At 59.1% G+C, this 11,567-nt stretch carries 13 protein-coding genes; 1 reads left to right on the top strand and 12 read right to left on the bottom strand.

Going from position 1 to position 11,567, the window contains the following annotated elements; genetic code table 11:
* Positions 1-271: 271 nt before the first annotated feature.
* From AB4P94_RS14045 to AB4P94_RS13995, 11 genes are all read right to left on the bottom strand, one after another.
* On the bottom strand, positions 272-613 hold the full coding sequence (locus tag AB4P94_RS14045; protein ID WP_016973638.1) for a ribonuclease E inhibitor RraB: 342 nt from the start codon (positions 611-613) through the stop codon (positions 272-274).
* 213 nt (positions 614-826) lie between these two features.
* Positions 827-1,063 carry a hypothetical protein gene (locus tag AB4P94_RS14040; RefSeq protein WP_016973639.1) on the bottom strand — a complete coding sequence of 79 codons (237 nt, stop codon included), beginning with the start codon at positions 1,061-1,063 and terminating at the stop codon, positions 827-829.
* 103 nt (positions 1,064-1,166) lie between these two features.
* Positions 1,167-1,772: an START domain-containing protein gene (locus AB4P94_RS14035; RefSeq protein ID WP_395611016.1), complete on the bottom strand. Its 606-nt coding sequence runs from the start codon at positions 1,770-1,772 to the stop codon at positions 1,167-1,169.
* A gap of 41 nt (positions 1,773-1,813) precedes the next feature.
* Positions 1,814-2,068, bottom strand: a complete 255-nt coding sequence (locus AB4P94_RS14030) for a YkgJ family cysteine cluster protein (RefSeq protein WP_395611015.1) — start codon at positions 2,066-2,068, stop codon at positions 1,814-1,816.
* A gap of 161 nt (positions 2,069-2,229) precedes the next feature.
* On the bottom strand, positions 2,230-2,721 hold the full coding sequence (locus AB4P94_RS14025) for a translation initiation factor 2 (RefSeq protein WP_395611014.1): 492 nt from the start codon (positions 2,719-2,721) through the stop codon (positions 2,230-2,232).
* Positions 2,722-2,836: 115 nt separating this feature from the next.
* Entirely contained in the window at positions 2,837-4,279 is a 1,443-nt protein-coding gene (locus tag AB4P94_RS14020; RefSeq protein WP_395611013.1) for a PLP-dependent aminotransferase family protein, read from the bottom strand.
* A gap of 189 nt (positions 4,280-4,468) precedes the next feature.
* Complete coding sequence (locus AB4P94_RS14015; protein ID WP_395611012.1) at positions 4,469-5,284, bottom strand: OmpA family protein; 816 nt, start codon at positions 5,282-5,284, stop codon at positions 4,469-4,471.
* Positions 5,281-5,643, bottom strand: a complete 363-nt coding sequence (locus AB4P94_RS14010) for a DUF4398 domain-containing protein (protein ID WP_395611011.1) — start codon at positions 5,641-5,643, stop codon at positions 5,281-5,283. Before AB4P94_RS14010 ends, AB4P94_RS14015 begins: the two co-directional genes overlap by 4 nt.
* Before the next feature lie 9 nt (positions 5,644-5,652).
* Entirely contained in the window at positions 5,653-6,468 is an 816-nt protein-coding gene (locus AB4P94_RS14005; protein ID WP_395611010.1) for a substrate-binding periplasmic protein, read from the bottom strand.
* Between the two features lie 83 nt (positions 6,469-6,551).
* Entirely contained in the window at positions 6,552-7,481 is a 930-nt protein-coding gene (locus AB4P94_RS14000; RefSeq protein WP_395611009.1) for an electron transfer flavoprotein subunit alpha/FixB family protein, read from the bottom strand.
* Between the two features lie 2 nt (positions 7,482-7,483).
* Positions 7,484-8,233, bottom strand: a complete 750-nt coding sequence (locus tag AB4P94_RS13995; RefSeq protein ID WP_016973648.1) for an electron transfer flavoprotein subunit beta/FixA family protein — start codon at positions 8,231-8,233, stop codon at positions 7,484-7,486.
* 507 nt (positions 8,234-8,740) lie between these two features.
* Here AB4P94_RS13995 and AB4P94_RS13990 point away from each other — a divergent pair.
* Positions 8,741-10,405 (top strand): electron transfer flavoprotein-ubiquinone oxidoreductase, encoded by a 1,665-nt coding sequence (locus AB4P94_RS13990; RefSeq protein WP_395611008.1) that lies wholly within the window; start codon positions 8,741-8,743, stop codon positions 10,403-10,405.
* Positions 10,406-10,583: 178 nt separating this feature from the next.
* On the opposite strand, the gene AB4P94_RS13985 is transcribed toward AB4P94_RS13990, so the two are convergent.
* Entirely contained in the window at positions 10,584-11,477 is an 894-nt protein-coding gene (locus tag AB4P94_RS13985) for an AraC family transcriptional regulator N-terminal domain-containing protein (protein WP_395611007.1), read from the bottom strand.
* Between the last annotated feature and the right edge of the window lie 90 nt (positions 11,478-11,567).

Raw genomic sequence — 11,567 nt, 5'->3', positions numbered from 1 at the left:
GCTTCATCGCAATGCGGGTTTTGACTATCAACAGCATAGTCAGAGTTGATTTCACTGCCCGGCCGCGCCTGCGGATAATCGCAACCAACTGCTGAACAGGATGCGTCCTACAACTTCAGCGCTCCGCTCTTCCCTTTAGGCCACCCTCTTTGGGTGGCTTTTTTTTGGTGCAGGAAAAAGTGCCGCACGTTCCGGCTACTTTTCCCGCAGCACAAACAAAAACGGCCGACCCTGAGGTCAGCCGATACGCTGCATTACACATACAATCCCGCTACATGGGTAACCCACGCACCTCCTGCTTGACGCCCCATCCTTCGATGATCCCGCCCAGCGGCTCGACCACCGCCCCAAAGTCTTGCTCGAAGTCTCCTATGCCGTCGTAGGTGGCAGACATGATTTTGCTCAATTCCAGATACCAGGCGCCGTCATCGCGCGCACTGACCTGGGCATTCAGGGATTCCCCACGAAACCGGCCCGCAGCCCTGCGCGCACGTTCCTCATCCGGGAAAATGGCGTAAAACTCGATGGGGTGGAAACGCGAGAAGTCGAAGCCGCCTTCTTTCATGCGGCGCAGTACGTTGGTGCTGATGTCTTCTTGATAGGCTGTGCTCATGAAACGTCCTCCTCAAACCGATGGATAGACTTTCCGTGCTTCCCGAAGCCCGCGCCCTACTGGCGCAGGTACTACGGCAATAACAACACCGAGGGAAAACAAGCATGTAGCTGACAAGACCAGACCTTAGCGATTCATTCGCTGATCTCGATTGCAGAGTAGCGCGAAGCTATCACCTCCACCAGAGGGGTTTGGATGGCAGTCAGGGAATGTTCAGGCGGCGGGAGAAATGTCGAGGATTTGAATGCTGTTCTGGTCTTTGAGGATCTTGACCGTAGGCTCGGGTTTGCGGCCCTCCAGGTCATTGAGGTCAAGCTCGGCCGCAACCGGCACCAGCTTGTTGCGAATCATGTGCGCAGCGTCTTCGAGGCTGGGCTTTTGTTCGCAGGTGAACTGCTCCACGGACTTGACGCCGTGATCATCAACGAAGGTAATTTGCCACGTTTGCATCGGTGCCTCCTCGATAAAGCCCATGTGTGGGCTCACATCTATCTGGACCTTGAGGGTTCGCCAAACGTTCCACTCAAGGCCGGAGGCACCGGACCGGCTGCGCTTATTTCTCAGCGTGTTCTTTCAGGGCTTTCAAGGTGTTGAACGGCGCGTCCACCACAAACTTGTTGGCCAGCCACGATGGCACGCTGCCGCCTGGCTCGGTGTGCACTTGATAGGTCACTTCGGTTTCCGTCGGGCTCTTGGGTACCAGCTTCCAGTAGCCATCAACCTGGGCAACGCGCACGTAGCCTTTGACTTCAGGCTGGTAGGTCGGCACTTCCAGCAGTTTGCGGGTCACGGTGCCGTCAGCCGCCTTGGTGGTGGTGATTTCGAGGATGGAGTCGCGGTCGGTCACCGGGAACGGTGCCTTGAACTGGGTATAGGTCCAGCTCTTGTCACCTTCGGTCTTGAGCAGCTTCTGCGATTTGCATTCGTGGATCCAGGAACAGGCACCGGCCACGTCTTCCTGCAGGGCCTGGATCTTGGCGACCGGGGCCTTGATCACCGTCACACCGCGATAAGCCTTGTACTTGGAGCCGGCAATTTCGCTCAAGGACACTTTGATACCGTCTTCGTCCTTGGCAACTTGCCAATCCTCAGCCTGGGCAGTGGCAGCAAACAACACTGTAAAACCGCACAACACAGCCATTCGTTTCAGCGAACCCATTGTTGTATTCCTTATTGTTGAAGTTCCGATAGTAAAGCCCATCAAGCCGCCGTCATTTGCTCCCACCAACCGATCAACCGGATTGCATCGGCCTGGTCGGTGCCGCAAACATCCAGATCTGCCTTGAAGTCACTGCACACCGCTGGGCGTTCCGGTTGGCCGAACAGCAGGCATAGCTGTTCGACCGACAGGTGCAGGCAGCGTTCGCCCGCCGGTTTGCCGTCAGGCATACCCGGCAACGGTGAACTGATGGAGGGGGCAATGCAGCAAGCGCCACAGCCTTCACGGCATTTCATGAACAACAGATCCTCGACGGCTCAATGTGGATGGCCGGGCTAGAGTACGCCCTAAAACATTCGTTTTAAAATGGTCTAACAGGGGTTTTTCGCACAAAACAAAAGTGACTGACCAGTCTGCGACAGATGGTCGGCGGTTCACGTCACCAACACTTGAGGTTTTATTGCTTGAACTCGAAATCCAGCGCCGCACCTTCCACTTCTCGGCGCTCATCGTTACGCAATTGCAGCTTCATCTCATTGCTGAGCAAGCGCCCGTTGATCTGGAAGGCACTGTTATCGGCAGGCTTTTCGGCAAACATCGGCGGCAACAACGGCACGTTCTTGGGTTTTGGCATGGTACCGATAGGCTGCAAGTGCCTGACCATGTCCGAAGGCAGAGACAAATCCAACTGTGCCGGCGACAGTTGGGTCTGGGCCACTTCATGAGCCGATTTGGACTTGCTCGCGGTCGGTGCGCGCTTCTTCACCGTGGCGGCTTTTTTCTTGGCTGCCGGGGCTTTTTTGGCAGGAGCCGGTTTCTTTGCGGGGGGCTTTTGCTGGGTGCTGGCTGAAGGTTGGCTGTCCGCCACAGGGGGCGCCGCCAGCACAGTGCCGACGTTACACAGGCTTAACAAGCCAATCACCACAGCAGCGCGAACAATAGAGGTCATTTTGCCTACAGCATTAACGGCAGAAGGCCATATGCTCGCTTGTTGAGCGCTGCATGACAAGCCTGATGATCAGCAGGCTATCGATGCTGTCCCCGATACTTGCCTCAGCTGCACCTCAGAAGCCCCCGGCTGCGGTCTCCAGGCATAGTTGGCTGGCCAGCATCCCCAGCGTCATCAGCGCGCGCTCTGCCTCACGGTTCCACGGCGTACCGCAGTTGAGGCGAATACAGTGGTTGAACTGTTCCGTATTGCTGAAGATGACGCCCGGCGCAATGCTGATGCCCTGTTGCAGGGCACGCACGTGCAGTTCCTGGGTATTGACCCGCCCGGGCAAACTGACCCACAGGATGAAGCCGCCGGTCGGGCGGGTCATCTGCGTGCCCTCGGGGAAATACTGCTGCACCGCCAACTGAAAGGCGCTGAGGTTCTTGCGATATTCCTGGCGGATGTAGCGAAGGTGCCGGTCGTAACCACCGTTCTCCAGATAGGCCGAGACACCCATCTGGGTCACGCTGCACGCAGAGTGGGTGCTGAACATCTGCAAACGCTGGATATCCTGCTGGTACTTGCCGGCAATCATCCAGCCAATGCGCACACCGGGGGACAAGGTTTTGGAGAAACTTGAACAGTAGATCACCCGGTCCAGGCGGTCGTAGGCTTTCAAGGCTTTGGTGCGGCCAAGCTCGAACATCAACTCGCCGTAAATATCGTCCTCGACGATCTGGATATCAAAATCCGAGGCCAGGCGCAGCAACTGTTTCTGTCGCTCTTCGGGCATGGTCGCGCCAAGGGGGTTGCTCAGGCGCGTAGTCAGCACCAGGGCTTTGATCGACCACTGGTTTGCCGCCAATTGCAGGGCCTCAAGGCTCATGCCGGTGGCCGGGTCGCTGGGGATCTCAATGACTTTAAGGCCGAGCAGGTCGGCCAGTTGCAGCAAACCGTAGTAAGTCGGAGACTCGGCAGCGATCAGGTCACCAGGGCGGGTGAGCACGCGCAACGACATCTGCAACGCATCCACACAGCCGTGGGTGATCACCACTTCGGAGGGGTCGACCACCACGCCGGCATCGCGCATGCGGATCGCCACCTGGCGGCGCAGCGGTTCAAACCCGGGGCTGAACATGTAACTGAATGCCCGTGGGCTCTGGAAACGTGTGACCTTGGCCAGTTGCTGGTGCAACGCGCGCACGGGCAAGTAGTCAACGCTGGGCACAGCGGCGCCCAACGGAAACACACCTTCGCGGCGCGACTCGACCAATACTTGCTGGATGATGCTGCTGCGGGTGACCAACCCCGGGCGTTCGACCCGTGCGATGTCCGGCGTCGGTGCGGTGAGTGCCGGCGTCTGGTGCACGTAGTAGCCCGACTGCGGCCGCGCCCGGATCAGCCCCTGGTCTTCCAGGTTGGCATAGGCTTGCAACACCGTCGCGTGGCTGACGTTGAGCTGGGAGCTCATTTTGCGCACCGAAGGCACACGCTCGCCGGGCTGATAGACACCGCGCCGGATATCCTCAGCCAGTTGCTGGGCGATACGTTGGTAAAGCAACAGATTGGTCATGACGCAGCACTCGATTTCACGGGTATTTTATTTTTGTGTGAAACATACCGGCACAGTTTAGAAGTGTACGGGGACAGTTGCGAGAATAGTCGAGCGCGGACGGGAGTGACAGTAAAAACTGTAAGGGTGTGGACATGAAAAACCCGATCAGTGATCGGGTTTGCTTTGGGTGGGAGCTGTGTGGGGTGCCTACCGGGCAGCGCCCAATTGGCCTTTTTCGTCGGAGAAAACGATTTCCACCCGACGGTTCTGCGCCCTGCCCCGCTCGGAGGCATTGGCCTCCACGGGATACTGGTCGCCGTAACCTTCAACCTGGATACGCTTTTCATCAATACCCAGGTCCATCAGCACATCGGCCACCGATTGCGCACGGTCACGGGACAGCTTGAGGTTTTCGGGCTCGCCACCGGTATTGTCGGTGTAACCCTCGATGCGCACGACGCGCTTGGGGTTCAGTTGCAGGAATTGCACGATTTTCAGCACAGTGCGGTTGGCCGAGTTTTCCAGCTCCGCTTCGCCTGTGTCGAACAGCATATCGCCCAAGGTGAGAACCAGGCCGCGATCGGTCTGGGTGGTGGTGAGGCTGGCGATCTGTTCTTCAAGCCACTTGCCTTGCTGCTGTACGCTGGCCAGCTTGTTTTCGCGCAGAGCCAGTTGCAGGCGCTGGCGTTCGAGTTCGAGCTTGGCGCCTCGCTCGGCATTGAGCCCTTGCTCGGTATGTTCGCGCGCAATCGCGCTGTAGCGCTGGCTCAGGTAGGCGTAATGCACCACGTCGGCGCCGCTGCCCCAGTAGCTGGACAAGCGGTCGGCACGCGCCAGTGACTCGCCCGCACGAATGACATCTTTGGGCGCAAAACGCAGCACATTGGCGTCTTCCTTGACCTTCTGGAAGTCACTGCCAGCCAGCTGCAACGCCTGCTCGCTGTTGGGCTGGCTGGCGCAGCCGCCGAGCGCAGCGCTGCCCAGCAACAATGCACAGCTCAACCCACGGATCATCGGGCTCATTGGGCTTCTCCCAGCTGCAATTGCTTGCGCAGCCTCGCGATGCGGGTGTTGAGCACGTTAAGTTGTTCCTGGCTTTTGCCGGTCAGCACCTTGGCTTCGGCGAGACGCGCATCCAGCTCGGCCTCTTCGGCCCGCATGCGCGCACGTTTGTAGGATTGATCGGCCATGTTGGCCTCGGCCCGAGAGAACTTCTCTTGGGCCAATTTCAGTTCAGGGGATTCATCGGTACTGGCACCCACCGCGCTGGCTTGCTCCAGGGCCTGCCGGGTGAGACGCATTTGTTCATTCGGCGCAGGATCGGCTGCACATCCCGCCAAAGCGACAACGGCGAGGGCCGCAAAAAGAGGTCGAAAAATCACAGTAAATCCTTACTTTGCTGGGGTACCGACGGGTTGCTGCAGTTGCGCTTTCCAACGCTCCAGGTTGCGCTGCATGGCGGCTTGCACCACGCCGGACGCGGGTAATTCTGTCATCTTTTTCGCCAGCTGTCCGCGCAGCCACGGATCGTTGCAGGCCGAGTTATGGGAAATTGCCAAGTACAAACCCGGCTGATCGATGGGTATTTCACGGGCGATCAAGTCATTGCTCATGCCCAGCGTCTGCGCCATGGCCATACCCGAATAGCGCCCGGCGAGCACGTAGTCCACTTCCCCCAGCAACAGCTTTTGAAAGGCCGGCGTCAAGGTGGGCAGGCGTTGCAGGCTGAGCTGCTGGCCGGCAAAGGTTTCGAAATCGGCACTCAGACGCGCGCGTTCCGAGACCGCACCTTTGTGGCCGTGCAGGTCGGCGGCCACGGTATAGGTCAGCGGCGAATCCTTGCGGGTCCAGACCAGATAATCGATCTGCGTCAGCGCCGGGTGGATGTAGTCGAGGGTTTCAAGTTCGCCCAGGTTCAGCGGCGCATCAGCGAGGATGTCCATACGCCCGCTGCGTACTTCTTCCAGGGCCAGGGAGCGTTTGCCGCCATAGAGCACGTCGATTTTCAAGCCGAGGTCTTTACCCACTTGTTGCAGCACATCAGCCGTGGCGCCGATCAGGTGCGTCGGGTCTTGCGGGTCACGCCACAGCAAGGGCGGTGCGTCCGGGCTGCCGGTGATCACTAGGCGATCACATTTGCCGGCGGCCAGCGTCAGGCCTGGCAGCAATGTGAGGCCCAACAGTACGGCCCAGGGGCGCAGTTCCATGGCGAAATTCTCCGGTGTCCAAAAAAGCAGCAAAAAAAAGCCCGGTCACAGGGACCGGGCTCTTTATAAGTGAAGCGGCTGGATTAGACCAGCTTCTCCAACTCAGGTACGGCTTCGAACAAGTCCGCCACCAGACCGTAATCGGCGACCTGGAAGATCGGTGCTTCTTCGTCCTTGTTGATCGCGACGATCACTTTGGAGTCTTTCATACCGGCCAAGTGCTGGATCGCGCCGGAGATACCGACGGCGATGTACAGCTGTGGCGCAACGATCTTGCCGGTCTGGCCGACCTGCATGTCGTTGGGTACGAAGCCTGCGTCAACGGCCGCGCGGGAAGCGCCGACCGCAGCGCCCAGCTTGTCAGCCAGGGCGTACAGGTGCTTGAAGTTGTCACCGTTCTGCATGCCACGGCCGCCGGAAACGACGATCTTGGCAGCGGTCAGCTCAGGGCGGTCCGACTTGGCCAGCTCTTCGCCAACAAAGCTGGAAGTGCCTGCGTCGTGGGCAGCGGAGACGGCTTCAACGGCAGCCGAACCACCTTCGGCAGCTACCGGGTCGAAACCGGTGGCACGCACGGTGATCACTTTGATCGCAGCGGTCGATTGCACGGTAGCGATGGCGTTACCGGCGTAGATCGGGCGTTTGAACGTGTCGGCGCTTTCTACCGAGATGATCTCGGAGATCTGGTCAACGTCCAGCTGCGCGGCAACGCGCGGCAGGATGTTTTTGCCGTTGGACGTGGCGGCAGCCAGGATGTGGCTGTAGCCCTTGCCCAGCTCAGCTACCAGCGGAGCAACGTTTTCCGGCAGCTGGTGCGCGTAGGCCGCATTATCAGCGTTCAGGACTTTGCTGACGCCCGCGATTTTTGCAGCGGCTTCAGCCACGGCGCCAGCGCCCTGACCGGCTACCAATACGTGAATGTCGCCACCGATTTTAGCGGCAGCGGCCACGGTGTTCAGGGTGGCCGGAGCCAGCGCCTTGTTATCGTGTTCTGCGATTACCAAGATAGTCATGGTTAGATTACCTTCGCTTCGTTTTTCAGTTTCTCGACCAGTTCAGCCACCGACTTGACCTTGATGCCCGCGCTGCGTGCAGCCGGTGCTTCAACTTTTACAGTCTTGTTGGTAGAGGCAGTGGAAACGCCCAAAGCGTCTGGAGTCACCGACTCAAGCGGCTTCTTCTTGGCTTTCATGATGTTTGGCAGGGACGCGTAGCGCGGCTCGTTCAAACGCAGATCGGTGGTGACGATGGCCGGCAGTTTCAGGGAAACGGTCTGTGCGCCGCCGTCGATTTCGCGGGTGACGGCAACACTGTCGCCGCTCACTTCAACTTTGGAAGCGAATGTGCCCTGGCCGTAACCGGTCAGCGCAGCCAGCATTTGGCCAGTCTGGTTGTTGTCGCTGTCGATGGCCTGTTTGCCGAGGATCACCAGTTGAGGCTGTTCCTTGTCGACAACGGCTTTGAGCAGCTTGGCCACGGCCAAGGAGGTCAGCTCTTCAGCGGATTCAACCAGGATGGCGCGGTCAGCGCCCAGTGCCAGGGCGGTACGCAGCTGCTCTTGAGCAGTGGTCGGGCCGATGGAAACCACGACGATTTCAGTCGCCACGCCTTTCTCTTTCAGGCGGACGGCTTCTTCCACAGCGATTTCGCAGAAAGGGTTCATCGACATTTTGACGTTAGCAAGGTCGACGCCGGAATTGTCCGCCTTGACGCGAACTTTCACGTTGTAATCGACAACGCGTTTGACAGCTACAAGAACCTTCATGGATTCCTCGTTACTCTCCGGTGAAAAGAAAGTCGCCTAGGCGAACCTGGCGGTTGATGCTCATCGGCACACAAGGGCACCTCCAAAAACCTCGGCGAGTGACCTTGCTCACGGGAAATGATGACCGTTCGTCAGGGGTGACTGAGAGGTCATTCTTTATCGCAGCGTGTAAACTGCGCGCCATCGTTTGGGCGCGCGTCACCTGTCTTGCTTTTGGACGTGCTCTTGAAACCTGCAGTCTGCCTACGGTTAGCGCAAAACCGACCGTATATTGACCGGAACGCCTATTCTGGTCAATACGCCAAAATAGCCAGTCATAAGCCGCGTCTCTTTGATTTACCTAGGCTGCGGGCAATTCAAACAAACGTTTGTATTGGACGCTGGCAGTGGTGTAGATATAATGCGCCACCTAGAGAGAAAGGTGGGTCTTGCCGTTGTTGCGAGACAGCACCGAACCTCCACCCATTAGAAAAAAAAGCCTGTTGAGCCTTGAGTAGGAGATAGCCTGTGGAACGCGAATACATGGAATTCGACGTGGTCATCGTCGGCGCTGGCCCGGCGGGCCTGTCTGCCGCCTGCCGACTGAAGCAGAAGGCCGCCGAAGCCGGTAAGGAAATCAGCGTCTGCGTGGTCGAGAAAGGCTCCGAAGTCGGCGCACACATCCTCTCCGGTGCCGTGTTTGAACCACGCGCCCTGAACGAACTGTTCCCGGACTGGAAAGCCCTCGGCGCCCCGCTCAACACCCCCGTAGTGCGTGACGACATCTATGTATTGCGCAGCCCCGAAGCCTCCACCAAGGTGCCTGACTTCTTTGTGCCCAAGACCATGCACAACGAAGGCAACTACATCATTTCCCTGGGCAACCTGTGCCGCTGGCTGGCCCAGCAGGCCGAGAACCTGGGCGTTGAAGTCTACCCGGGCTTCGCCGCCCAGGAAGCGCTGTTCGACGAGAACGGTGTGGTGCGCGGGATCATCACTGGCGACCTCGGCGTCGACCGCGAAGGCAACCCGAAAGAAGGCGTGTACACCCCGGGCATGGAACTGCGTGGCAAGTACACGCTGTTCGCCGAAGGTTGCCGTGGCCACATCGGCAAACAACTGATCCAGCGCTTCAACCTGGACAGCGACGCCGACGCCCAGCACTACGGCATCGGCCTGAAAGAGATCTGGGAAATCGACCCCGCCAAGCACCAACCTGGCCTGGTCGTCCACACCGCCGGTTGGCCGCTGGACATCATGAGCGCCGAGAACACCGGCGGCTCGTTCCTTTATCACCTGGAAAACAACCAGGTGGTCGTTGGCCTGATCGTCGACCTGTCCTACAGCAACACCTTCCTCTCGCCGTTCGATGAGTTCCAGCGCCTCAAGCACCACCCGGTGCTGGCCCAGTACCTGGAAGGCGGCAAGCGCATCAGCTACGGCGCCCGAGCCATCTGCAAAGGCGGCCTGAACTCGCTGCCGAAGATGGTGTTCAAGGGCGGCGCGCTGATCGGTTGCGACCTCGGCACCCTGAACTTCGCCAAGATCAAGGGCAGCCACACTGCGATGAAATCCGGCATGCTCGCCGCCGACGCCGTGGCCGACCGCCTGTTCGCCGAATCCGAAGGCGGTGATGAACTGACCGCCTACGTCGACAGCTTCAAGAACAGCTGGCTCTACGAAGAACTGTTCGCCAGCCGCAACTTCGGCCCGGCGATGCACAAGTTCGGCCCGATCATTGGCGCCGGCTTCAACTGGTTCGACCAGAACATCCTGGGCGGCAAGATGCCGTTCACCCTGCACGACACCAAGCCGGACTACGCCTGCCTCAAGCTGGCCAAGGACAGCAAGAAGATCGACTACCCGAAACCCGACGGCAAGCTGAGCTTCGACAAACTGAGCTCGGTGTTCATCTCCGGTACCAACCATGAAGAAGAACAGCCGTGCCACCTGAAGCTCAAAGACCCGAGCATCCCGATCGGCACCAACCTGCCGCTCTACGATGAACCGGCGCAGCGCTACTGCCCGGCCGGCGTGTATGAAGTGATCACCAAGGAAGACGGCGAGAAGCGCTTCCAGATCAACGCCCAGAACTGCGTGCACTGCAAGACCTGTGACATCAAGGACCCTTCGCAGAACATTACGTGGGTCACGCCGGAAGGCGCAGGCGGGCCGACTTACCCGAATATGTAAGCTTGCTGCTTGAAAAAAGGCTCTCAGATCGAGAGCCTTTTTTCTTGGGCAACTCGGTCAAATGTGGGAGCGGGCTTGCTCGCGAAAGCGGCAATTCAGTTGGAGCACCTTTGACTGACACACCGCATTCGCGAGCAAGCCCGCTCCCACAGTTTTGATCCCACCGTGTCAGGGAAAATCAGGCAGCCCGCTCTTCACCGGGGCTGCGCAAGAAGTAGCGTTTGTACTCGCGACTGAACTGCGACGTACTCTGATACCCCACGTTGTGCGCGGCCTGCGCCACGCCCATGCCGTCCACCAGCAGCAACTGCTGGGCCTTGAGCAAGCGCAGCCGCTTCAAATACTGCACTGGCGACAGCAAGGTGCAACGCTTGAAATGCTCATGAAAGGTCGACGCGCTCATGTGCGCATAACCGGCCAGGGTTTCGATATTCAGCGGCTCGTGAAAATGCGCATGCAGGTGGTTCAGCGAAGTGGCGATTCGCGAGAACTGCCCTTGTTGCTCGACCAGTGCACGCAGCACATCCGCCTGCGGCCCGCGTAAAGCCGTGAACAATAATTCGCGCACCCGCGCCGGGCCCATGATCCGGCTTTCCAGCGGATCGTGCAGGCACTCCAGCAGCCGTTCGACACAGCCGCGCATGGCATCATCGAGCACCACCGAGCTCATCGACTCCAGGGTCTGCGCGGTCGGCGGCGGCCCGGCCTGAATGCCCATGGCCATCACCAATTCACCGAGCATCACGCGGTCAATGCCGACCGTCACGCCATACAACGGCGCGTCCGGCGCCATGGCAAACGTCTCGCATTCGAACGGCACCGGCATCGCCTGAATCAGGTAATGCCCGGCCCCATACTCCAGCGTACGCGGGCCGAGGTACGCCACTTTGCTGCCCTGGGCGACAAACATCAGGCTCGGCTCATAGATCTGCGGGCCGCGCGCCACGTCGCAACTGGCGCGCAATACCTTCACGCCCGGCAGGTTTGTCGGGGAGAAACCGTCGCAGGGCGTCAGGCCTTCAATCAAGGAAACCAGCGTCGCGTTGGCGTCGAGATGGCGGGTCAACAACATGGCAAAAAACTTCGCGAAAAAGGGGATGTGAGCATCATCGCAGGTCTGGGTCCACATGGATCCAAACACAGGGCACTCCCGGACGAATAG

This window comes from Pseudomonas sp. B22129 (assembly GCF_044218875.1).
Lineage (GTDB): Bacteria > Pseudomonadota > Gammaproteobacteria > Pseudomonadales > Pseudomonadaceae > Aquipseudomonas.
This window is presented reverse-complemented; position numbering and strand designations above follow the sequence as displayed.